Origin of the sequence: Micromonospora sp. DT43 (assembly GCF_049841645.1) — a bacterium.
In the GTDB taxonomy this organism is placed as follows: domain Bacteria; phylum Actinomycetota; class Actinomycetes; order Mycobacteriales; family Micromonosporaceae; genus Micromonospora.
Genome location: NZ_JBNCKR010000001.1, coordinates 420,384 through 443,153, shown reverse-complemented (window position 1 = coordinate 443,153; position 22,770 = coordinate 420,384). Strand labels below are relative to the sequence as shown.

General features: G+C 72.3%; 19 protein-coding genes. 12 read left to right on the top strand and 7 right to left on the bottom strand.

The features are described 5' to 3' along the window. Positions 1 to 14: 14 nt before the first annotated feature. Both ACLQ26_RS02080 and ACLQ26_RS02075 read right to left on the bottom strand, forming a co-directional pair. Positions 15 to 812, bottom strand: coding sequence for a site-2 protease family protein (locus ACLQ26_RS02080; RefSeq protein WP_425742844.1), 798 nt, complete (start codon positions 810 to 812; stop codon positions 15 to 17). Continuing rightward, positions 812 to 1,012, bottom strand: coding sequence for a hypothetical protein (locus tag ACLQ26_RS02075; protein WP_030337978.1), 201 nt, complete (start codon positions 1,010 to 1,012; stop codon positions 812 to 814). The genes ACLQ26_RS02080 and ACLQ26_RS02075 overlap by 1 nt, the downstream gene beginning before the upstream one ends. A 303-nt stretch (positions 1,013 to 1,315) precedes the next feature. On the opposite strand from ACLQ26_RS02075, the gene ACLQ26_RS02070 reads away from it, so the two are divergent. From ACLQ26_RS02070 to ACLQ26_RS02060, 3 genes are all read left to right on the top strand, one after another. After that, positions 1,316 to 3,316, top strand: coding sequence for a bifunctional adenosylcobinamide kinase/adenosylcobinamide-phosphate guanylyltransferase (locus tag ACLQ26_RS02070; RefSeq protein WP_425742843.1), 2,001 nt, complete (start codon positions 1,316 to 1,318; stop codon positions 3,314 to 3,316). Next, positions 3,306 to 4,079, top strand: a complete 774-nt coding sequence (gene cobS, locus ACLQ26_RS02065; protein ID WP_425742842.1) for an adenosylcobinamide-GDP ribazoletransferase — start codon at positions 3,306 to 3,308, stop codon at positions 4,077 to 4,079. Before ACLQ26_RS02070 ends, cobS begins: the two co-directional genes overlap by 11 nt. A gap of 66 nt (positions 4,080 to 4,145) precedes the next feature. Then, positions 4,146 to 5,441 (top strand): DUF2314 domain-containing protein, encoded by a 1,296-nt coding sequence (locus tag ACLQ26_RS02060; RefSeq protein ID WP_425742841.1) that lies wholly within the window; start codon positions 4,146 to 4,148, stop codon positions 5,439 to 5,441. A 179-nt stretch (positions 5,442 to 5,620) separates the two neighbouring features. On the opposite strand, the gene ACLQ26_RS02055 is transcribed toward ACLQ26_RS02060, so the two are convergent. Then, positions 5,621 to 6,844 (bottom strand): glycine cleavage system aminomethyltransferase GcvT, encoded by a 1,224-nt coding sequence (locus ACLQ26_RS02055; protein WP_425742840.1) that lies wholly within the window; start codon positions 6,842 to 6,844, stop codon positions 5,621 to 5,623. A 162-nt stretch (positions 6,845 to 7,006) separates the two neighbouring features. Here ACLQ26_RS02055 and ACLQ26_RS02050 point away from each other — a divergent pair, with 162 nt between their 5' ends. Next, positions 7,007 to 8,581, top strand: coding sequence for a leucyl aminopeptidase (locus ACLQ26_RS02050; RefSeq protein ID WP_425742839.1), 1,575 nt, complete (start codon positions 7,007 to 7,009; stop codon positions 8,579 to 8,581). A 48-nt stretch (positions 8,582 to 8,629) separates the two neighbouring features. Here the strand turns inward: ACLQ26_RS02050 and ACLQ26_RS02045 are convergent, their stop codons facing one another. Beyond that, positions 8,630 to 8,959, bottom strand: coding sequence for a hypothetical protein (locus tag ACLQ26_RS02045; RefSeq protein WP_266244571.1), 330 nt, complete (start codon positions 8,957 to 8,959; stop codon positions 8,630 to 8,632). A 177-nt stretch (positions 8,960 to 9,136) separates the two neighbouring features. Between ACLQ26_RS02045 and lpdA the strand changes: the two genes are divergently transcribed. Together lpdA and sucB are read left to right on the top strand one after the other, a co-directional pair. Then, the gene (gene lpdA, locus ACLQ26_RS02040; protein ID WP_425742838.1) at positions 9,137 to 10,528 is read left to right on the top strand and encodes a dihydrolipoyl dehydrogenase; all 1,392 of its coding nucleotides are present in this window, start codon (positions 9,137 to 9,139) and stop codon (positions 10,526 to 10,528) included. A 67-nt stretch (positions 10,529 to 10,595) separates the two neighbouring features. Further along, complete coding sequence (gene sucB, locus ACLQ26_RS02035; protein ID WP_425742837.1) at positions 10,596 to 12,428, top strand: 2-oxoglutarate dehydrogenase, E2 component, dihydrolipoamide succinyltransferase; 1,833 nt, start codon at positions 10,596 to 10,598, stop codon at positions 12,426 to 12,428. Between the two features lie 63 nt (positions 12,429 to 12,491). Here the strand turns inward: sucB and ACLQ26_RS02030 are convergent, their stop codons facing one another. Continuing rightward, positions 12,492 to 13,427, bottom strand: coding sequence for an SDR family NAD(P)-dependent oxidoreductase (locus ACLQ26_RS02030; RefSeq protein WP_425742836.1), 936 nt, complete (start codon positions 13,425 to 13,427; stop codon positions 12,492 to 12,494). Positions 13,428 to 13,580: 153 nt separating this feature from the next. Between ACLQ26_RS02030 and ACLQ26_RS02025 the strand changes: the two genes are divergently transcribed. Further along, positions 13,581 to 14,918 carry a low temperature requirement protein A gene (locus ACLQ26_RS02025; RefSeq protein WP_425742835.1) on the top strand — a complete coding sequence of 446 codons (1,338 nt, stop codon included), beginning with the start codon at positions 13,581 to 13,583 and terminating at the stop codon, positions 14,916 to 14,918. 81 nt (positions 14,919 to 14,999) lie between these two features. On the opposite strand, the gene ACLQ26_RS02020 is transcribed toward ACLQ26_RS02025, so the two are convergent. Further along, positions 15,000 to 15,419, bottom strand: a complete 420-nt coding sequence (locus tag ACLQ26_RS02020) for a MerR family transcriptional regulator (protein WP_425742834.1) — start codon at positions 15,417 to 15,419, stop codon at positions 15,000 to 15,002. 60 nt (positions 15,420 to 15,479) lie between these two features. Between ACLQ26_RS02020 and ACLQ26_RS02015 the strand changes: the two genes are divergently transcribed. Further along, positions 15,480 to 16,478 carry an aldo/keto reductase gene (locus tag ACLQ26_RS02015; protein WP_425742833.1) on the top strand — a complete coding sequence of 333 codons (999 nt, stop codon included), beginning with the start codon at positions 15,480 to 15,482 and terminating at the stop codon, positions 16,476 to 16,478. A gap of 126 nt (positions 16,479 to 16,604) precedes the next feature. Further along, complete coding sequence (locus tag ACLQ26_RS02010) at positions 16,605 to 17,504, top strand: TIGR01777 family oxidoreductase (protein ID WP_425742832.1); 900 nt, start codon at positions 16,605 to 16,607, stop codon at positions 17,502 to 17,504. An 88-nt stretch (positions 17,505 to 17,592) separates the two neighbouring features. On the opposite strand, the gene ACLQ26_RS02005 is transcribed toward ACLQ26_RS02010, so the two are convergent. Beyond that, the gene (locus ACLQ26_RS02005; protein WP_425742831.1) at positions 17,593 to 18,828 is read right to left on the bottom strand and encodes an extracellular catalytic domain type 1 short-chain-length polyhydroxyalkanoate depolymerase; all 1,236 of its coding nucleotides are present in this window, start codon (positions 18,826 to 18,828) and stop codon (positions 17,593 to 17,595) included. 212 nt (positions 18,829 to 19,040) lie between these two features. On the opposite strand from ACLQ26_RS02005, the gene ACLQ26_RS02000 reads away from it, so the two are divergent. The 3 genes from ACLQ26_RS02000 (at position 19,041) to ACLQ26_RS01990 (ending at position 22,699) form a co-directional block, all read left to right on the top strand. After that, the gene (locus tag ACLQ26_RS02000) at positions 19,041 to 20,867 is read left to right on the top strand and encodes a DUF2079 domain-containing protein (protein ID WP_425742830.1); all 1,827 of its coding nucleotides are present in this window, start codon (positions 19,041 to 19,043) and stop codon (positions 20,865 to 20,867) included. Between the two features lie 61 nt (positions 20,868 to 20,928). Beyond that, complete coding sequence (gene lipB, locus ACLQ26_RS01995) at positions 20,929 to 21,570, top strand: lipoyl(octanoyl) transferase LipB (RefSeq protein ID WP_358102335.1); 642 nt, start codon at positions 20,929 to 20,931, stop codon at positions 21,568 to 21,570. Positions 21,571 to 21,592: 22 nt separating this feature from the next. Next, on the top strand, positions 21,593 to 22,699 hold the full coding sequence (locus ACLQ26_RS01990; protein WP_425742829.1) for a threonine synthase: 1,107 nt from the start codon (positions 21,593 to 21,595) through the stop codon (positions 22,697 to 22,699). The last annotated feature ends 71 nt before the right edge of the window (positions 22,700 to 22,770 follow it).

The following is a 22,770-nucleotide window of genomic DNA, read 5'->3' as shown; positions in this document are numbered from 1 at the left end:
ACAGCTCAGCCTGGTCAGCTCCGCCAGAAGCGGATCAGGTCCAGGCCTGCGGCGTACAGCCACGACGGCAGGCCGAGCAGGTCACCGACGGCGAAGACCGCGTCGAAGAACCAGCCGCCGATGCGCGGGTTCCACAGCAGCGCGAAGAGCAGAAGAAAGCCGTACGGGGCGAACAGGTCGTACATCCTGCGCCACTGCGGGTTGAGCCACGGCTGGATCATGTTGCCGCCGTCCAGGCCGGGCACCGGCAGCAGATTGAGCACGCTGGCGGTGAGCTGGAGGAACGCCAGCAGCGCCACCCCGGCCCAGAACTCCACCGGGCCGCCCGAGGACGTGCCGAGTCGCACCGCCGCCACGAGCAGCAACGTGAACAGCACGTTCGTCGCCGGGCCGGCGAGGCTGACCAGGGTGTGCCGCAGCCGCCCCGGAATGGCGTGCCGGTCCACCCACACCGCGCCGCCGGGCAGGCCGATGCCGCCGAGCAGCACCACCACCACCGGCAACACGATCGACAGCAGCGGGTGGGTGTACTTGAACGGGTTGAGCGTCAGGTAACCGCGGTGGGCGATGTCCCGGTCGCCGGCGCGGTAGGCGACCACCGCGTGGGCGTACTCGTGCAGGCAGAGCGACACCAGCCAGCCGGAGACCACGAACAGGAACACGTCGAAGCGGACGCTGCCGTAGCCGTTCCAGGCCAGCACCCCGCTGACCGCGAAGAGCGCGACCAGGCCGAGGAAGACCGGGCTGGGCCGGAACGCCGCCTTGGGCACGCCGAGCACCAGCCCGTCGGCACCCGGCCGGTCGTACGCCATCACTCGGCCGTGGGCAGCAGGCTCATCCGGTACTCCACCCGGTCGTCCTCGACGAGTGCGACCGAGGTGACGCCGGACGCCGCGAGCTCACGCCAGGTCTGACCGATCCAGGATTCGGCGTCGGCCTGGCTGCCGAACGACTCCGCCGGGCCCTCGACCGTCTGACCGTCCGTGCCCTCGTACCGCCAGCTCCACGCCATGCCGCGTCTCCCCTCGCCGCTGAAGTCCCCGTGGGACGAACCCCCGCCAGCGTAGTCGGCCCGGCGCGCAACGGCCGCTCGCTCGCCCCCGCGGCAACCCACGGGTTGATCAACTCACGTCACGCCGGGCTTTTACAGCCTGCTCGGGACGGCACAGTTCGTCGCTGACGGGAACTGTCCACGATTGCCAGCGATCGCGGGGAAGCGGACGCTTGACCGCAAGGGACGCGGATCGGACTCCCGATCTCCGTCGGGGCTGGGGCGACGTGCCCAACCCCGAAGGATGCGAACTAAGGTACGGACATGTCCGTTGACGGGTGGAACACGGTCCTGGTGCTCGGCGGTATCCGGTCCGGCAAGTCCGAGTTCGCCGAGTCCCTGGTGGCCGACGCGCCGGTGGTCCGTTACGTCGCCACGGCACCCGAGGGCGACCCGGAGGACACCGAGTGGGCGAGCCGGCTGGCGACGCACCGCTCCCGACGACCGGGCAGCTGGACCACCGAGGAGACCGCCGGAGAGCCGCGCCGGCTGGCGGACGTGCTGGAGTCCGCCGAGCCCAACGAGACACTCCTCGTGGACGACCTGGGCGGCTGGGTGACTGTGCTGCTTGACCCGGAGCACCAGCCCGCCGACGACGTGGCGACGATCGCCGAGCTGGCCGAGGCGATCCGCACCTGCTCGGCGCGGGTGGTGGTGGTGAGCCCGGAGGTGGGGCTGTCGCTGGTGCCCACCACCCCGCTGGGCCGGGCGTTCACCGACGCGCTCGGCGCGGCCAACCGCGCGGTCGCCGACGCCTGCGACGCCGTGGTGCTTGTGGTCGCCGGTCAGCCGGCCTGGCTGAAGCCCACCGCCGCCCTCGCCGCCGCCCCGACCGTGAGCGCGTCGGCGCGGTCCGTGCCGCCGAGCACGAGCCAGGCCACCGCCCAGGACGCCAGCCGGACCGACGCGAGCCGGGCAGGCACGCACCGGGCCGGCACGAGCCTGCTCGACGGCGAGCCCACGCCCGAGGTGCAGCTCCCCGACGTGCTGACCCACACCCCGCCTGTCGCTCCGAACCAGGAGCCCGGCAACCCCTGGGCCGCGCCGACCATGGCGCTGCCGATGGTGGCCACCGGGCTGGTCATCCAGCCCGGCATGGAGCTGCCGATGCCCGACGACTACGCCGGACCGCAGGCGGTGGATCGGCTGGCCACGTTGGACGTACCGGGTGCCGGGCTGGGTGTTCTGGACCGGGTGGTCGGCTTCGCCGCCGCCACCCAGGGCACCTCGACGCCTGTCGCCTGGGGTTCGGTGCGGGTGCTGCTGCTCAACGGCGACCACGCCGGTGGCGCGTCGGCCGGCACCGTCGCGGGCGAGTCGGCACGTCGGGCCGCCCAGGCGCGCGCCGGGCGGGGCGCGCTGGCCCGGTTGGCCGCCGAGAGCGGCGCGAGCCTGCAGGTGGTGGACACCCCCGTCTCCGCGCCGATGGAGACCCAGCCGGCGCTCGCCGGCGAGCAGGTCGAGTCGGCGCTGCGCTACGGGTGGCGGCTGGCCGAGCAGGCGGCCGACGCGGGCGTACAACTGCTGGTGCTGGGGGCGTGCGGCGCCGGCACCGAGGCGGCAGCGGCGGCGGTGCTGGCGGCCACGGCCGGTGCGGAACCACCGGCGGTGCTGGGCCGGGTGATCACCGATTCCGGTGAGATCGACGACGCGGCCTGGATGGTCCGCTGCGCGGCGGTACGCGACGCGCTGCACCGCACCCGCCGCTCGCCGCGCGCCGCGAAGGACGTGCTTGCCGAACTGGGCGGCGGCGATGTGGCGGTGGCCACCGGCGTGCTGCTCGGCGCGACGGCCCGCCGGGTGCCGGTGCTGCTGGACGGGCCGGTCGGGCTGGCCGCCGGGATGGTCAGCCGTGACCTCGCCGGGCAGGCCCGGCACTGGTGCCTGCTGGCCGACCACGGCGGGCACCCCGCGGTGCGGCTGGCCGCCGACGTGCTCGGCCTCACGCCCCTGCTCGACCTGCGCCTGGACCTCGGCGAGGGCGCCAACGCGCTTGTCGCGCTGCCGCTGCTGCGCTCGGTGCTGGCGCTGGCCGCCGCGCTGCCGGTCCACCCGTCGCTGGCCGGCGACGCGGACCGGGCCGACGAGCCGCAGACCGACCCGGAGTACGCCGAGCCCGACGACAGCGAACCCGACTACGCCCGGCCGGCCTACACCGGGCCCGACTACACCGACCCGGAGTTCACCGAGCCGGAGCCGGCCGGACCGGGCCCCACCCGCACGGAGACGGACGAACAGCCGGCGTCGGGCTGGCGTGCCGGCTGAGTCGCGGTTCGTCGCCGGCGCCCGGCTGGCGATCACCACCTTCAGCACGTTGCCGGTACGCGCCGGCCGGATCGACCGCCCGGTGGCGGGTACCGCGATGGCGCTCGCCCCGGCCGTCGGAGCGCTGCTGGGCGCGCTGCTGGGTGGCGTCCTGCTGCTGACCGGCACGCTCGCTCCCCCGCTCGTCGCCGCCGGCGTGACAGTGGGCGCCGCCGCCCTGCTGACCCGAGGGCTGCACCTCGACGGGCTGGCCGACACGGTGGACGCGCTCGGGTCGTACCGGCGGGGCGCTGCGGCCCTGGAGATCATGAAGAAGCCGGACGTCGGGCCGTTCGGCGTCGTCGCCCTGGTGGTTGTCGTCCTGGTGCAGGCGGCGGCGCTCGCCGAGCTGGCAGGTCGGTCCTGGCCCGCCTGCCTGGCGGCGGTGGTCGCGGCCACCGCGGCCGGCCGGCTGGGCGTGACGGTGGCGTGCCGGCGGGGCGTGCCCGCGGCCCGGCCGGACGGGCTCGGGGCGATGGTGGCCGGCACGGTCGGCCCGGTGGCCGTGACCGTCGGGGCGGTCGCCGTCGCGCTGCTGGCGGTGCCCGCGGTGCCGGGCCGCCCGTGGCAGGGGCCGCTCGCCGTCGCCGCCGCGCTCGCCGTCGCGGTGGCGCTGCTGACCCACGTGGTACGCCGCCTCGGCGGGATCACCGGCGACGTGCTCGGCGCGACAGTCGAGGTGGTCACCACGCTCGTCTACCTGGGTGTGGTGCTGTCCGCCTGAAGCCGGCGCGGCGGGCCAGGTAGCGTTCGGCTCGACAGCACCGGCGCGGCCACCGGGGGAACCCACATGCTCATCACTGACGACTTCCTGCCCGTACCGGTGCCGGAGTCGCTCAGCGCGACCTACCTGGTGCCGATGGCGGGGCTGCCGAAGGTCAGCGCGAAGACGGCGGTGGCGGCGCTCACCGGCCGGCTGGCCGAGCCGGTGCACGGGCTCGCCCGGCAGATGCTGGACAGCCCGCTGATGAGCGTGGACACCCGGCCGATCAGCGAGTTTCCCGCGCTGCCACCGGATCTGCTCACCGCGTTCGGCGCCACCGAGGCACAGTTGGCCCGGCTGGCCGCGGCGACACACCTGGTGGTGGTGCAGGCCGAGTACCGGCCCGGCTGGCCGCCGGCGCACGAGTGGGCGGCCCGGGCGGTGGCGGCTGCGGTGGCCGAGTCCGCCGACGGCGACGTGGTGGACGTCTTCGGTCTGCAGTTCCTCGACCCGGCGACCGCCCTGCGTTCGCTCCCCGACGAGCAGGGCCGGATCCGGCTCGTCGACTGGGTGCTGGTGCCGTACTCCTCGGACACCGAGGGGCTGTGGTTCACCACGAAGGGTCTGCGGCGCTTCGGTCTGCTGGAGTTGCAGACCCAGGGGGTGCCAGACCATCTGACCCGTGCCTGGGGCGCGGTGATGACCGGGGCGGCGCGACGACTGCTGCGGGACTGGACCGACGGGCTCACCGGCGAGGAGGTGCCGGCGTTCGTGCAACTGCCGGTGCTGGCCACGGTGACCGGGCACGACATCGCGGTGGCGTACGGCAATCCGGAGCAGCACGGCGCGACGGCCCCGGTGCTGCTGCGCCTGGAGCTGGACCCGGCGACCGACCCGGACGCCGACTCGTTCCTGAGCCTGCGTCCGCCGGCCGGGCATCCCGGTCCGGACGGGCGCTACTACGCCGCCGCCTGCGCGACGCTGTTCTCCGGCATACAGCCGGACGTGCGCTACGCCCGCTCCGGTGACGCGATGAGCCGTGCGGTCGCCACCGCCCGCGCCGCCCTGGACGACGCGCGGGCGCGCTTCGTCGCCGGCCAGCTGCCGGTGGAGTCGCAGTTGGTGGTCAAGTACGGCCTGCCGGGCGACGACGGCCCGGAGTACGTCTGGGCGGGCGTGACCACGTGGGAGACCCCGGAGCGGATCGTCGGCGTCAGCGCCAGCGACGCCAACACCGACCCCAGCGTACGAATCGGCGCCCCCGTGGTGGTGGAGGCGACCGACGTCGTCGACTGGGCCGTCCTGAACGCCACGGGCGTCATCGAAGGCGGCTGGACCCAGGCAGTCCTGGATTCCGGCGAACCCCCAACCCCAACCCCCTAACCCCAACCCCCAGGCCCAGCCCCACCCAGCCCAGCCCCGCCCCGCCCGCCCGCCCGCCCGCCCGGTTGATCATGGGGTTAGCGGGGGGTTTGATCTACCAGCACCCCGTCAACCTCATGATCAACGCCGGAAAAAGGGGGTGGGGGCGGGAAGGCGGGAGGGCGGGGCCGGGTGGGGGGTTAGTGGGTTGAGGGGGTTACGAAGGGGGGTTTTGTCACAGTCAGGGGGGCTCGGCGGCCTCGGATGTCGATCTCGACCTGGTCGCCGTCGGCCAGTTGGGCGTCGGTGTCCAGCAGGGCCAGGGCGATGCCCTGCTTGCGGGTCGGGGAGAAGGTGCCGCTGGTCACCGTGCCGACCTGCTTGTCGCCCACGTGCAGAGTCATGCCGGGGCGGGGGATGGCGCGGTCGACGGCCACCAGACCGCGAAGCGTACGACGGGGGCCGGCGGCCTTCTCGGCGAGAAGCGCGTCACGGCCCCAGAAGGCCGGCTTGTCCCAGCCGACCGCCCAGCCCGAACGGGCCTGCACCGGCGTGATGTCCAGCGAGAGGTCCTGCCCGTGCAGCGGGTAGCCCATCTCGGTACGCAGGGTGTCCCGGGCGGCCAGCCCGCAGGCGCGCAGGTCGAACGCCTCGCCGGCGGTGAAGAGCGCGTCCCACACGGCCACCGCGTGCTCCGCAGGCACGACCAGCTCGTAGCCCAGCTCGCCGGTGTAGCCGGTCCGGCAGACGGTCAGCTCCACGTCGACGGAACGGACGGCGAGGCCAGCGGCGGAACCGGCGGCGGAACCAGCGGCGGGGTCGGCAGCGAGGCCGGCGGAACCGGCAGCCGGGCCGGCGGTGAGGCTGGCGGCGTCGAAGCTCATGTAGCCGTGCTCGGTGGGCAGGCCAAGGGCGGCGAGCAGTTCGCCCGAGCGGGGGCCCTGCACGGCCAGCACCGCGTACGCCTCGTGCTCGTCGGTGACGGTGATCCGGTCCGGGGCGGCGGCGCGCAGCCGGCGCACCACCTCGGCGGTGTTCGCGGCGTTCGGGATGAGGAAGACATGATCGTCGGCGTACAGGTAGGCGATGATGTCGTCCACCACGCCGCCGGTGGCGTCGTCGCAGCACAGCGTGTACTGAGCTCGGCCGGGTCCGATGCGGCGCAGGTCGTTGCTGAGGCAGGAGTTGACGAACTCGGCCGCGCCGGGGCCTGTCACCCGGGCCTTGCCGAGGTGGGACACGTCGAAGACCCCCACCGCCGTACGCACCGCGGTGTGCTCCTTGAGCACCCCGCCGCCGGCGTACTCCAGCGGCATCTCCCAGCCCCCGAAGGGGGCGAACTTGGCGCCGGCGGCGGTGTGCCGCTCGTGCAGCGGGGAACGACGCAGCCGGGTCGCGGCGGCGTCGGAGGTCACGTCGGTCATGGGTGGCAACTTACCGGGGTAACCCCCGCTGGTTAGCATCGGCGGGACCCCGTTGGCGTGATCGACGGGACAGCCCTGACGTCCGGCGGGTAGGTTCCGCCGGAGACCTTCACCGCTGGTACGCGACGTCGCGACCGGCCCGGCCCGCCCGGAGTAGCTTCAGTGACATCACCCCGCACCACCACCCTGAGCCTGGTCGACACCGACCCGGCCGAGCTCGCCGTCGACGCGATCGTGATCGGCGTGCACAGCCAGACCGGAGAGCAGGCCGCCACCAGCGGCCTCGCCGGCACCCTGTTGCTCGCCAGCGGCGCGGAGAGCATCGCCGTCGCCTTCGACGGCAAGCTGACCGAGACCCTCGCGCTGCTCGGCGCGACCGGTGGGCCGGGTGAGGTCGTCAAGCTGGCCACGCTGGGCACCGTCACCGCCCCGCTTGTCGTCGCGGTCGGGCTCGGCCCGGAGCCGACGGGTGCCGCCCCGGCGCCGGAGACGCTGCGTCGCGCTGCCGGCGCGGCGGTCCGGGCCTTGGCCGGCGCCCCGCGAGTGGCGCTGAGCATGCCGCTGCCCGACGACGCGGACGCGCCGGCCGCGCTGCGCGCGGTAGCCGAGGGCGCGCTGCTCGGCGGGTACCGGTTCGCCGGCTACAAGACCCGGCCGCAGCCGACCCGGCGGGAACCGGTGGCCGAGGTGCTGATCGCCGTTCCGGATGCCGCCGACGCGGGCGCCCAGGCCGAGATCACCCGCGCGCAGGCTGTCGCCGGCGCGGTCCGGCTCAGCCGGGACTGGGTGAACACCGCCCCGAACGAGCTGCGGCCCCCGTCGTTCGCCGACGCCGTGGCCGCCGCCGCCCGGGACGCGGGCCTCGGTGTCGAGGTGCTGGACGAGGCGGCGCTTGCCGCGGGCGGGTACGGCGGCATCATCGCGGTCGGGCAGGGCTCGGAGGCCCCGCCGCGACTGGTGAAGCTCACCTACACCCCGTCCGACGGCGGCAACGGCAAGCGGGTCGCGCTCGTCGGCAAGGGGATCACCTTCGACACCGGTGGCATCTCGATCAAGCCGGCGGCAGGCATGTGGGAGATGAAGTCCGACATGGCGGGCGCCGCCGCGGTGGGCGCGGCCATGCTGGCGATCGCCGCGCTGAAGCCGGCGGTGGCGGTCAGCGGGTACCTGCCGATGGCCGAGAACATGCCGTCGGGCGCCAGCTACCGGCCCGGCGACGTGATCAGCATGTACAGCGGCAAGAAGGTGGAGGTGCTCAACACCGACGCCGAGGGCCGGATGGTCCTGGCCGACGCCATCGCCCGCGCCTGCGAGGACGGCACCGACTACCTGTTCGAGACCTCCACCCTGACCGGCGGCCAGGTGATCGCGCTGGGCAAGCGGGTGGCGGGCGTGATGGGCACCCCCGAGCTGTGCGAGCGGGTCCGTACGGTCGGCGACGCGGTCGGCGAGCCGGCCTGGCCGATGCCGCTGCCGGACGACGTCCGTAAGGGCATGGACTCCGACGTGGCGGACATCTCGCAGATCAACGCGGGGATGGACCGCGCCGGGCACATGCTGCAGGGCGGCGTGTTCCTGCGCGAGTTCGTGGCCGACGACGTGGCGTGGGCGCACATCGACATCGCCGGGCCGGGCTACCACTCGGGTGAGCCGACCGGCTACTGGACCAAGGGCGGCACCGGCGTGCCGGTCCGCACCCTGGTGCAGCTCGTCGAGGACGTCGCCGCCAACGGCTGACGGACGTACGACCGAGGGGCCCCCTACCCGGGGGCCCCTCGGCGTTGCTCAGTACCGCTCGGGTCGGCGCTTGCGGCGCTCGTTGAAGTCGCGCATCCGCTGCGGGTAGCCCATCAGCCGGACGTCGTACACCGGGATGCCCATCCGGTACGCGAAGCGCCGCGCGCCGTCCGGGCCGTCGATGCGGCGGCGGGTCCACTCACCGTCGTCGGCGATCAGGATGACAGTGGTCTCGGTGACCGTCGTCCGGGGCTCGATGAACGCCTCGACGCCGCGCCGACTGCGGATGAAGGTCTCGAGATGGTCGAGATCGCCGCGATCGGCCGCGCGGTCGTGGCTCAGCACACGCGCCTGCTTCCGGCGCCGGAACAACCCCACCGAACGTCTCCCCCGCCTCACGTCATCGACAACGGTGCCAAGGGTACGTGTCGATGACGTGTCGTTGGGCACCTCACTACGCACCCTGTGCCCGGTGGTGACAAGATGACCGAGGTGGGGTGTGTCCGTGTTACACCTCGTGACCCCCGATGCAGCGACGCGACCTGGGAGTTGGACGTGAGCGAGCCGAACGAAGCGACCTTCGACATCGTCATCCTCGGAGGTGGCAGCGGCGGCTACGCGACCGCGCTGCGCGCCGTCCAGCTGGGCCTGAAGGTCGCGCTGGTCGAGAAGGGCAAGCTCGGCGGCACCTGCCTGCACAACGGCTGCATCCCGACCAAGGCCCTGCTGCACGCAGCCGAGATCGCCGACCAGGCCCGCGAGTCGGAGCAGTTCGGCGTGAAGGCCGAGCTGATCGGCATCGACATGGCCGGGGTCAACGCGTACAAGGACGGTGTCATCTCCCGCCTGTACAAGGGCCTGCAGGGCATGTTGAAGGGCAACAAGGCGATCACCATCGTCGAGGGCCACGGCAAGCTGGTCGGCAAGAACGTGGTCGAGGTGGACGGCAAGCGCTACACCGGCCGCAACATCGTCCTGGCCTCCGGCTCGTACGCGAAGAGCCTGCCCGGCCTGGAGGTCGACGGCGAGCGGATCATCACCAGCGACCACGCCCTCACGATGGACCGGGTGCCGTCGTCGGTGATCGTGCTCGGTGGCGGCGTGATCGGCGTCGAGTTCGCCAGCGTGTGGAAGTCCTTCGGTGTGGACGTGACGATCGTCGAGGCGCTGCCCCGGCTGGTCGCCGCCGAGGACGAGGAGTCGTCGAAGGCGCTGGAGCGGGCGTTCCGCAAGCGTAAGATCAACTTCAAGGTCGGCAAGCCGTTCGAGAAGGTCGAGAAGACCGAGAACGGCGTCAAGCTGACCATCTCCGGCGGCGAGACCGTCGAGGCGGAGCTGCTGCTGGTCGCCGTCGGTCGCGGCCCGAACACCGCAAACCTCGGGTACGAGGAGCAGGGCGTCAAGATGGACCGCGGCTACGTGCTGACCGACGAGCGGCTGCGCACCAGCGTGCCGAACGTCTACGCCGTCGGCGACATCGTGCCCGGCCTCCAGCTCGCGCACCGGGGCTTCCAGCAGGGCATCTTCGTCGCCGAGGAGATCGCCGGGCAGACCCCGGCCGTCATCGACGAGGTCGGCATCCCGCGCGTCACCTACTGCGATCCGGAGCTCGCGTCGGTGGGCCTCACCGAGGCGAAGGCCAAGGAGCAGTACGGCGCCGACAAGGTCCAGGCGTACAACTACCCGCTCGGCGGCAACGGCAAGAGCCAGATCCTCAAGACCACGGGCTTCGTGAAGCTGGTCCGGGTCGAGGACGGCCCCGTCGTCGGCGTGCACATGGTCGGCGCCCGGGTGGGTGAGCTGATCGGCGAGGCGCAGCTCATCTACAACTGGGAGGCGTACCCGGCCGAGGTCGCCCAGCTCGTGCACGCCCACCCGACCCAGAACGAGGCCCTGGGCGAGGCGCACCTGGCCCTCGCCGGCAAGCCGCTGCACGCGCACGCCTGATCACCCAAACCGCGGCGTCCGGCGACGGGCGAAGATCCCCCAAGGGGAATGAAGGAGTCTGGAGAACATGCCGGTATCGGTCACCATGCCCCGGCTCGGCGAGAGCGTCACCGAGGGCACCGTCACGCGCTGGCTCAAGCAGGAGGGCGACACGGTCGAGGTCGACGAGCCCCTGCTTGAGGTCTCGACCGACAAGGTCGACACCGAGATCCCGTCGCCCGCGGCGGGCGTGCTGAGTCGGATCGTGGTCGGCGAGGACGAGACCGCCGAGGTCGGCAGCGAGCTGGCCGTCATCGCCGGTGAGGGCGAGTCGACAGGTGGCGGCGAGGCCGCTCCGCAGGAGCAGGCCCCCGCCGAGTCGGTGGAGCCGGCCGCCGAGCCGACGGCCGCCGCCGAGGGCACCGCCGACGAGGTGGCGCAGGATGAGGCCCCGGCCGAGACGCCGGCTCCGGCCGCCGCGTCGTCGGGCGAGGGCACCGCGGTGAAGATGCCGGCCCTGGGTGAGAGCGTCACCGAGGGTACGGTCACCCGCTGGCTCAAGCAGGTCGGCGACACCATCGAGGTGGACGAGCCGCTGCTGGAGGTCTCCACCGACAAGGTGGACACGGAGATCCCGTCGCCGGTCGCCGGCACGGTCCTGGAGATCAAGGTCGCCGAGGACGAGACCGCCGACGTCGGCGCCGACCTGGCGATCATCGGTGTCGCCGGTGGCGCCCCCGCCCAGGCGAAGCCCGAGCCGAAGCCCGAGCCGAAGGCGGAGGCCGCGCCAGCGCCGAAGGCCGAGCCGAAGCCGGCGCCGAAGGTCGAGGAGCCCACCCCGGGCATGTCGTACAACGAGCCGGCCGCGGAGACCGAGAGTTCGGCGCAGCCGGCGAAGACCGAGCAGGCTTCGCAGCCGGCCGCGCCGCAGCGCCCGTCCGCCCCGGCGCAGGGTGGCGGCGAGGAGGCCGCCGGGTACGTCACTCCGCTGGTCCGCAAGCTGGCCAGTGAGCACGGTGTCGACCTGGGCTCGCTCAACGGCACCGGCGTGGGTGGCCGGATCCGCAAGCAGGACGTCCTCGACGCGGCCGAGAAGGCCAAGGCCGCCAAGGCCGCGCCGGCTCCGGCAGCACAGCCGGCCGCCGCGCCGTCGGCCGCTGCGGCGAAGCCCGCCGCGAAGCCGCAGCCGAGCAGCAAGCGGGGCACCACCGAGAAGCTGCCGCGCATCCGGGCGACCATCGCCAAGCGGATGCAGCAGTCGCTGCACGAGACGGCGCAGTTGACCACCGTCGTCGAGGTCGACGTCACCAAGGTTGCCAAGCTGCGGGTCCAGGCCAAGGAGTCGTTCCAGGCCAAGCACGGCGTGAAGCTGTCCTTCCTGCCGTTCTTCGCGCTCGCCGCCATCGAGGCGCTGCAGACGCACCCGATCATCCAGGCCAGCATGGACCTGGAAGGTGGCACGATCACCTACCCGGCCGCCGAGCACCTGGGCGTCGCCGTGGACACTGAGCGCGGACTGCTCGTGCCGGTCATCCACAACGCCGGTGACCTCAACATGGGCGGCATCGCCAAGCGGATCGCCGACCTGGCCGAGCGCAGCCGGGCCAACAAGATCACCCCGGACGAGATGGCCGGGGCGACCTTCACGCTCACCAACACGGGCAGCCGGGGCGCTCTGTTCGACACCCCGATCGTGCCGTCGCCGCAGTCGGCGATGCTCGGCACGGGTGCCGTGGTCAAGCGGCCGGTCGTGGTCAACGACCCGGACCTGGGCGAGGTCATCGCGGTCCGGTCGATGGTCTACCTGGCGATGTCCTACGACCACCGGCTGATCGACGGCGCCGACGCGGCCCGCTTCCTGACCGCGGTCAAGGAGCGGCTGGAGGGCGGCAACTTCGAGTCGGAGCTGGGCCTGGCCTGATCCGTTCGCAACGCCGTGAGGGCGCCCCGGTCGTCGACCGGGGCGCCCTCACGTTTTCGGTCCTCAGCTCTTGAGCAGCGCGGTCGAGACCTTCCAGAGCCGCTCGGCGGCCTCCGGGTCCAGTGCGTAGCCGGCCACGCCCGTTCGCCCGCCGGGCTGGGCCGGAGCGGCCTCCTGACAGTCCTCGAAATAGCGCCCGCCCACACCGTCGAGCAGCGGCGAGGCCGCGACCAGCACCGAGGTGGCGGCACCCTGCTCCACGGTCTTCCAGGCCGCCGCGTTTCCCGCGCGCAGCCGGTCCAACTCCTCCTCGCTGACGTAGCGCTGGAGGTTGGTCCGGATCGCCCCGGGCATCAGCGAGTTGGTGAAGATGCCGTCATCGGCCCAGAGCCGAGACGCCTGCACGGCGAAGAGCACGTTTGCCGTCTTCGACTGCCCGTACGCCTGCCACGGCTCGTACTCCCGCTTGTCGTACTGGATGTCGTCGAAGACCACGGGCGAGCGCAGGTGGGCGGCGGAGCTGACCGAGACGATCCGGGCCCCGTCGGCGGCGGCGAGCGCCGGGCGTAGCCCGGTGGCGAGCGCGAAGTGCCCGAGGTGGTTGGTGGCGAACTGCATCTCCCAGCCCTGTGGTGTCCGGCTCAGGGGCGCGGCCATGATGCCGGCGTTGTTGACCAGGATGTGCAGCGGGCCGTCCCAGTTGGCGACGAAGTCGGCGACGGACCCCTGGTCGGCGAGGTCGAGCGGCGCGACCATGACCCGGTCGTTGCCGGTGCTGGCCGTGATGTCGTCGGCGGCCTGCTGGCCGGCGTCCGGGTTGCGGACGGCCAGGGTGACCTCCGCGCCGGCACTGGCCAGGGCACGGGCGGTCTCCACGCCGATGCCGGACGACCCGCCGGTGACGATGGCCCGCCGCCGGACGAGGTCCACGCCCCGGATCACGTCCATGGCCGTGGAGGTATGGGCGAACGAGGTGGTGATCGGGTTGTTCGTCGTCATGATCCATCCTTGTCCAGGGCGGCTCGGACCGACCGGCCCGCTGCCGGAGGCCGTGGTTCCGGTGTTTCCCGAGCCGGCCCGGAGGTAACTCCGGACACCGTCGCCATCCCTGTTCGGGCCTCCGAGCAGGCCGGACGCTGCCAGAGTGGGACCGTGGGCGGCTACCGGCGGGGTGGACAGCTGGGACCGGCCGTCCCGATTGCTCCCGGTGCCCGGGTGGACAAGTTCGAGGTCTTCTTCGACCTGGTCTTCGTCTTTTCGTTCTTCATCATCACCCGGGCGACCGCCGCCAACATCTCCGGCCGGCAACTGCTGCACGCCGCCCTGGTGCTCGCCGTGCTCTGGTGGATCTGGGTGGTGCACAGCCTGGTCGCCACCCGGGTCCGGCTCGGTGAGGGCTACGTCCCGGTGCTGATGGTGGTTTCGATGGCCGCCCTGTTCTCGTTCGCGCTGGCGCTGCCGCAGGCATTCAGCGACCCGCAGTCCGGCGCCGCCGGCCCGATGCTGGTGGCCATCAGCTACGTCGTGGTCCGCGGCATCCACTGGATCCTCTATCAGCACGTGGTGCGGGACAGCCCGCAGGAGCGGCGGCAACTGCGGCGCTTCGCCCCGGAGCTGGCGGTGAGCATCGTGCTGCTGCTGGCCGCCGCGCTGCTCCCGACCCTGATCGACGACCCCGGCCGGGCCGCGCTGGTCCGCGACGGCCTGTGGATCACCGTGGTGGTGGTGCAGTACGCCACCGGCTTCATCGTCGGCACCTGGGGCTGGGGGGTGACAAGCGCCGAGCACTGGACTGAACGCTACGACCTCATCCTGATCATCGCGCTGGGCGAGTCCATCATCTCCACCGGAGTGGGCGGCAACCTGCTCGGCAAGCCGGTGACCTGGCCGGCGGTGGCTGCCGCGGCGCTCGGCATCGTGGTCACGGCCGCCCTGTGGTGGGCGCACTTCGACTTCATCGGGCCGGCCGCCCGGATCGCCCTGCACGCGGCGGAGGGTGGCCCGCGGGTGGCCATGGCCCGCGACGCGTACGCGTACCTCTACCTGCCGATGATCGCCGGGGTGATCCTCTTCTCCATCGGCAATGAGGAAATCCTGCACAAGATCACTGACCCGGCCGGTGGGATCGCCGAGAAGGCGGACGGACCGGCCGTGCCGATGCTCTTCGGCGGGTTGATCTGCTACTTCGCCGTCAACATGTTGTTCCAGTTGCGCACCCTGCACACCGTCAGCTGGACCCGCGTCGGCGTGATCGTGGTGCTCACGGCGGCCCTCCCGGTCGGCCAGCACCTGCCGGCGGTTGGCGCGCTCACCCTCGCGACAGTGATCTGCGTGGCACTGGTGGCCGTGGAGGTGATGGTGATGTCGGAATCCCGGCACGCGTTGCGGGCCGCGGTCTTTCAGGAGCGGACCAGCCACGAGGCCCACGAGGCCGCCTGGCGGGCGCGCTGGCACGACGTCCGGGAGACCGACGAGCCGACCACGCCGTGATCGGTTCGGGACAGACCCCGGCGCAGCGTCGCGGTGCACCCGGCACGAAGGCCGCCGTGGGCATGAAGTTGCCCGGGCACGTCACCGGTTGACGGTTGGGCCGGAGCGGGTGGCGGTGGCCTGCTCGGTCTCGGGCGCCGGGCCGGGCAGCCGCTCGTAGAAGCGGATCTTCTCCCGGAGGTGCTCGTACTGGCGGCTGAGCAGGAGCATCTGCTCCTCGACCCGAGCCGCGTGCTGTTCCAGCAGCTCACGGCGCTCGTCGACGGTGTGCTCACCCTCGCGGGCCAGAGCCGCGTACCGGCACATCTGGGCGATCGGCATCCCGGTGTCGCGCAGGCAGCGGAACAGCACCAGCCAGCTCAGGTCGTCGTCGGTGAAGACACGCTGGCCGCCTGCCGTGCGGCAGACGTCGGCCAGCAGGCCGATCTTCTCGTAGTACCGCAGCGTGTCCAGACTGAAGCCGCTGCGCCGAGCGGCCTCCGCGGGGGCGTAACCGGTCATGCCCGCCGATGGTAGCCACCCCTTGACCTGGAGCGCACTCCAGGTTGGAGGCTGGTCCGCATGACGACGACACGAACGCTGGGACGCAGCGGCATCGAGGTGAGCGCGATCGGGATGGGGTGCTGGGCGATCGGCGGCCCGCTCTGGGGTGACGACGGTCAGCCGTTCGGTTGGGGAGAGGTGGACGACGACGAGTCGATCCGTACCATCCAGCAGGCTCTCGATCTCGGGGTGACCCTGTTCGACACGGCGAACAACTACGGCGCCGGGCACAGCGAGCGCATTCTCGGTCGGGCCCTGGCGGGTCGCCGGGCCGAGGCGGTGATCGCCACCAAGTTCGGCAACGTCAGCGACGAGGCCACCCGGCGGTGGCTGGGCACCGACGCCAGCCCGACGTTCGCCGTACGCAGCCTGGAGGACTCGCTGCGGCGGCTCGGCACCGACCACGTGGACCTCTACCAACTGCACATCAACGAACTGCCGGTGCCCGCCGCGCTCGACCTGGTCGGCACCCTTGAGGACCTGGTCGACCAGGGCAAGATCCGGGCGTACGGCTGGAGCACCGACAATCCGGACTCGGCGGAGGCGTTCGCGGCGGCCGGCCCGCGCTGCGCCGTCATCCAGCACGACGAGTCGGTGCTGAGCGACAACGCGGCGGTCCTCGCCGTCTGCGACCGCCACGACCTGGCCAGCCTCAACCGGGGGCCACTGGCGATGGGGCTGCTCACCGGGTCGACGCGGGCGCTCGGTGCGGACGACGTGCGCGGTCGCGCCCCGGAGTGGTTGCAGTGGTTCACCGAGGGCCGGCCCACACCCCGCTGGGCGGCACGGGTCGAGCAGGTCCGCGCGGCGCTCACCGCGGACGGCCGGACCCTCGCGCAGGGCGCGCTGGGCTGGCTGCTGACCCGCAGCCCGCGTACGGTGCCGATTCCCGGCCTCCGCACGGTGGCCCAGGCCCGGGAGAACCTGGCAACCCTGGCCCTGGGCCCGCTACCCCCGGAGGCGTACGCCGAGGTGGAGCGCCTCCTCACCGACCTGCGCCCCGTGCCAGCGGCCTGACCGACCCCACCCACCTCGCCGATCGCGCCCCGTGCTGTGTGGGCAGAACGGCGACACGTTGTGCGGGATCGGCGAGGAGTGGGGCCGGACGCGTCCGGAGGTGGCGTTTTCGACGAAGATAAGGGCATGCGGATCCTTCTGGCCGGCGCGTCCGGCTTTCTCGGCACCCGACTTGGCGACCGGCTCTCCGTCGACGGGCACGAGGTCACCCGGCTCGTTCGTCGGGCACCGCGCGACCCGCGGGAGCGGCAGTGGGACCCGGCGGCCGGCCAGCTCGACCCGGCCGCGGTCGCCGGGTCGGACGCCGTCATCAACCTGGCCGGCGCTGGCGTCGGCGACAAGCGCTGGAACGACGACTACCGGCGGCTCATCCGCACCAGCCGGGTGGACAGCAGCAGCACGCTCGCGACGACGATCGCCGGGCTACCGGCCGCCGACCGTCCCCGAGCCCTGCTCAACTCGTCGGCCGTCGGCTGGTACGGCAACACCGGCGACCGGGTAGTCGAGGAGGACGCGCCCGCCGGCGAGGGTTTCCTGGCCGACGTCTGCCGGGTCTGGGAGGCCGCGACCCGTCCGGCCGAGGACGCCGGCGTACGCGTGGTGCGACTGCGCACCGGCCTGCCCCTGCACCGCGACGGTGGTCTGCTCAAGCCGCAACTGTTGCCGTTCAAGCTGGGCATCGCCGGGCGGTTGGGCAGTGGCCGGCAGTGGCTGCCGTGGATCTCGATGGCCGACTGGCTGGATGCGACAGTCTTCCTGCTGACCCGCGACGACATCGCCGGGCCGGTCAACGTGGTGGGTCCGCATCCCGTGACCAACGCCGAGTTCACCCGGGAGCTGGCCCGTCAACTGCACCGGCCGGCGATCATCCCGATCCCCGCCCTGGCCCTGAAGGTGGCGCTCGGCGGCTTCGCCCACGAGGCCCTGACCAGCACCCGAGTCCACCCCGCAGTCCTAGAAAGGGCCAACTACCGATACCACCACCCCACCCTCCCGGAGGCCCTCCAAGCGGCCCTGCACGCATAGACCCGCGTTGATCATGAAGTTATTGCCACTCACCTCGGCGTGTCGTGGCAATAACTTCATGATCACCGGGGCGGTGGTGGGGTGGGGGTTAGCAGCCGATCACCCAGTTGTTGGGGGCGGTCTGCTTGAGGGTGCTGGTGTAGAAGGTGTTGTAGAGACCCATCCGCTGGTTGGAGCCGTTGGCGTAGGCGTAGCCGCCGGACTGGTAGGCGCGGCCGGCCGCGACGTGCGCGTAGTTGCTGGCCGTGACGCAGGTCGGTGGCGCGGTCGGGGTGGGGGTCGGGGTCGGGCTGGCCGTGGGGGTCGGCGTGGTGGTGGGGGTGGCCGTCGGGGTGGGGGTGCTGCCGCCGCCGTTCAGGCCGAAGAAGAGCGCGTCACGGTACGTCGAGCAGATGGTGTCCAGGAAGTACGCGGCAGCGGTGCCGCACTGGTCCGCCGCCGAGCCCGGGTCGACAGGGGTGCCGTGGCCCATCCCGGAGACGCGGTAGAGGCGTACCTCGTCGTTGCCGTACACCTCGAGGTTGGTGTTGCCGGGCAGCGACGACGTGCTCGTCGGGGTCTGCGAGATCCCCCGCACGTTTGTCCACTGGTCGCGGGACTCGGTGCCGTTGAGCGGCGTGACAGTGGTGTCCGACGTGCCGTGCCAGATGGCCACCCGGGGTCGCGGGCCGGTGTAGCCGGAGTACGCGCCACGGACCAGGTCGCCCCAGGCCGCCGGGGTCTTGTCGGTGCCCGGGTTCATGCAGCTGAACGCGTTGACCATGCTGGTGGCGCAGCGGTACGGGATGCCCGCGATGATCGATCCGGCGGCGAAGACGTCCGGGTAGGTGGCGAGCATGACGGCGCTCATGGCCCCGCCTGCGGAGAGACCGCTGACGAAGACCCGGGAGCCGTCGACAGCGAAGTTCGCCTTGGCGTGGTCCACCATCTGCTTGATCGAGAGTGCCTCGCCCTGACCCCGGGCGGTGTCGCCGTTCTCGAAGAAGTTGAAGCAGGAGTTGGCGTTGTTGCCGGAGGGCTGCTGGGCGACGATCAGGGCGAACTTCCACTGGTCGGCGTACTTCTGCCAGCCGGAGTTCGCGAAGTAGCCGGAGGCGTTCTGGACGCAGCCGTGCAGCAGCACCACGGCCGGGGAGTTGGCCGGCAGGTTGTCCGGCCGGTAGGCGTACATGGCGAGGTTGCCCGGGTTGGAGCCGAACCCGCTGACCTGGGTGAGCGTGGCGGCCTGGGCGGGTGCGGCGAGGGCGAGCGCGCCCGCCGCGGCGAGGACGAGCCCGGCGACCGCACCGATCAGGCGGTTGAGGGTGGATGGGGAGCGGCGCACGGCGGCCTCCTCGGAGGGGCAGACTGTGAACTGGGTCACGGTCGAGTTGCCGAGACGTTACGACGACGTGTCGCCGCTATGACATGGGGCACAGTCACACATTCACGGCAGCCGTTGTGTACGACGAACCGCGCCCGTCGCGAGGCCAGCGGAGCCGACAACAACCGCCGGTCTGACCGGCTCGTCCAGGTCCGGTTGGTAACGTCCGCTGCGTGCCCTCCTCCCCGTCGCTGGCCACCGGGCCCGCACCAGCGTCGCCACCCCGTGCCCGTCAGGACCGCCGGGCCGACCTGATCGTCGTGCTGGTGGCGCTCGCGCTCGCCGTCTGGGTGACCAGCGGCCTGTGGCGGGACCCGAACGTACGCACGATCACCGTCAACTCCAGCGACCAGGCGCTCTTCGAGTGGCTGCTGGCCTTCGGCGGGCACGCGGTCACCCACGGCGAGAACCCCTTCTTCACGTACCTGATCAATGTCCCGGACGGCGTGAACCTCGCGGTCAACACCTCGATCACCGTGTACGCGGTGGTCTTCGCCCCGCTCACGTACCTCATCGGGCCACCGGCGACGTTCCTGGTGATCCTCACCCTGAACCTGCTCGCCACCGCGCTGGCCTGGTACTGGCTGCTGTCCCGGCACCTGGTGCGCAGCCGCCTCGCCGCCGGCGTGGGCGCCCTGTTCATCGCCTACTCCCCCGGCATGGTCTCGCACGCCAACGCCCACCTGAACTGGACCGCCGGCTGGCTGGTGCCGCTGCTGATCTGGCGGCTGTTCGCGCTGCGCCGCCCCGGGCACTGGCTGCGCGACGGGGTGATCCTGGGGGTGCTGGTGGCGGTGGCCTTCTCGATCGCCGCCGAGGGCCTGTTCTTCGCCGCCCTCGCGCTCGGCGTGTTCGTCGCCGTCTGGGCGCTGCACCCGGCCCACCGCGCCGAGGCCCGAGCAGCCCTGCCCACCTTCGTGCGCGGGCTCGGCGTGACAGCTGTGGTCGCCGGCGTGCTGCTGTCGTACCCGCTGTGGCTGCACTTCGCCGGGCCACAGCGGTTCCACGGCACCGGCTTCGACCCGGTGATCCACTCCGAGGACATCGCCGCCTTCGCCGCCTTCCCGCGCCGCTCCCTGGCCGGGGAGGTCGGACTGGGCACCGCGCTGGCGCCGAACCCCACCGAGGAGAACTCGTTCTTCGGGATTCCCCTGCTCCTGCTCACACTGGTCTGCTTCGTCGCGCTCTGGCGACGCGCCGACCCCGGCCGCCGGGCCGTCCTCTGGGCGCTGGGCGTCGTCGCGGTGATCTTCACGGTGCTGTCCTTCGGGCCGGTGGCGAAGATCGACGGACGACGTACGGACCTGCCCATGCCGTTCGACGTGCTCGGGCAGCTGCCGGTGGTGAACGCCGCGCTGCCCGCCCGACTGGCCCTTGTGGTGGCGCCGGTGATCGGGGTTCTGCTGGCGTACACCCTCGATCAGTTGCGGACCGCGCCGCCCCGGCACCGTTCGACGGAGCTGGCCTGGTCGCTGGGGTTCGCGGTGGCCCTGCTGCCCCTGCTGCCCACCCCGCTGCTGACCCGCGAGCGGGAGCCCATCCCGCACTTCATCACGGCCGGCACCTGGCGCGAGTACGTCTCGCCGGACGGGGTGCTGACGCCGGTGCCGCTGACCGTGGACATCTACCCGGACGGGCAGCGCTGGCAGGCGTACGCGTTGTCGCACCGGCAGGGCGAGTTCGCGATCCCCGGCGGCTTCTTCCTCGGCCCCGGCGGCCCGGACGGGCGGGGCCGGATCGGCCCGGTGCCGCGCACCCTGAGCGCGCTCATGGACCAGGCCGGCCGCACGGGGCTGGTGCCGATCGTCACCGACGGCACGATCCGGGAGGTCCAGTCGGACCTGCGGCACTGGCGGATCGAGACGGTGGTCCTCGCCGACCAGGTGCACGGCGCGAAGTTCGGTGTCGACGAGGCGGCTGTCCGGCGTACCGCCACCGCCCTGTTCGGTGAGCCGCAACGGATCGACGACGTGTGGCTCTGGCGCATCCCGCCGGCCTGACCGGCCCCGGTGAGGTGGCTCACGAGGGAACTGAGCCCTCGGCGGGACTAGGCTGGACGCCGTGACGACGACGACCTCCGGCCTGACGGCCGTCCGTGCCGGCCTGCTCGACTACCAGGCCGCCTGGGACGAGCAGCGACGCCTGCACGAGTCGGTGGTGGCCGGCGAGCGCGGCGACACCGTGCTGCTGCTGGAGCACCCGAGCGTCTACACCGCGGGCAAGCGCACCGAGCCCTGGGATCGGCCCGTGGACGGCACCCCTGTCGTCGACGTGGACCGCGGCGGCAAGATCACCTGGCACGGGCCGGGGCAGCTCGTCGGCTACCCGATCCTGCGGCTGCCCGACCCGGTGGACGTGGTCGCGTACGTCCGCCGCACCGAGGAGCTGCTCATCGACGTGTGCGCCGAGTTCGGGCTGGCCGCCGGCCGGGTCGAGGGGCGCAGCGGAGTCTGGGTGCCCGAGGACGACCGGGGGCCGGCCCGCAAGGTGGCCGCCATCGGCATCCGGGTGGCCCGGGGCGTCACCCTGCACGGCTTCTCGATCAACTGCGACTGCGACCTGACGTACTTCGACCGGATCGTGCCGTGCGGCATCCGCGACGCGGGCGTCACCTCGCTCACCGCCGAGCTGGGCCGCCCGATCACCGTCGCCGACGTGCTCCCGGTGGTCGAGCGCCGGCTGTCCACCCTCGTCGAGGTCTGACTGCGGCACCGGCCGACGTGACATGACGGACGCGGTACGACCGCCGAGCGGTACCGCCGTCACGGCCCTCGAGTGCATCCGATGCGGCACCCAGCATCCGGTCGGCGACTATGCACTGGGGTGCCTCTCCTGCGCGGCAGACGGCCACGGCTCGAACCTGTTCTGCAGGTACCCCGCCGAGGCGGTCCGACAGGACCAACTGCTGCCGTACCCGGTGGTTCCGGATCTGGGCCAGGGGCGCACCCCGCTGTTCCCGCTGCCCTGGCTCGACGGGGTGCTCGTCAAGAACGAGGCGGCCAATCCGACCGGATCCCACAAGGACCGGTTCGCGGCGATGGCGGTGACCCACGCGAAGGCGTCGGGCTACGAGCGCGTCGTCGTCGGATCGTCAGGTAACGCCGGGCTGGCCACCGCCGCCTTCGCCGCCGCCGTCGGCCTGCGGGCCGTGGTGGCAGGCTTCACCTGGCTGCCCGAATCGCTCGCGGCGCCGCTGCGCGGGCTCGGAGCGGACCTGCGCACCTTCGACACCGACGAGGAACGCGTCAGGTACGTCAGGGAGGCGGCCGACCGTCCCGACACGCTTGCCGTCTCCAACGTCGCCGACATCGTCATCGGCAGTAGCTGCTTCGGGATCGAGGGCTACAAGTCCATCGCCTGGGAGATCGCAGCCGCCGTTCCCGCCGGGGTGGACCACGTGGTGATCCCGTCGAGCCGTGGCGATCTGGCGTGGGGCATCCACCTCGGGTTCACCCAGTGGTCCGCCCTGACGGGCGGGCCCGTGCCACGCCTCCACCTGGTCGAACCATTCCCCCGGTTGTCAGCCGTGCTCGCCGGTCGGGACATCACCGCGCGCTTTCCCGACAGCGCCGGAAGCCTCCACTCGATCGCCGGGGACAGCACGACAGTCCAGGCCCACGCCGCGGTGACCCGCAGCGCGGGCAGCGCCGTGGTGGTGCGGGAAGACGTGGCATCGAGCTGGTACGAGCGGGCGAGCCGACACGGGCACACCTGGGAGATCAGCAGTTGCACCGTCTTGGCCGCCTACGACCTCCTCCGGCGAGGCGAGGTCATCCCGGCTGGCGACCGGACCGTCCTCATCACGACCTCCCACCTGTTCAAGGGGCTGTGACAGCGCGCCAAGGGATACGGCCGGCGAGAATTTCCGCACCGGGTGTCCCCTGGGACGTCTGATCGATCGTC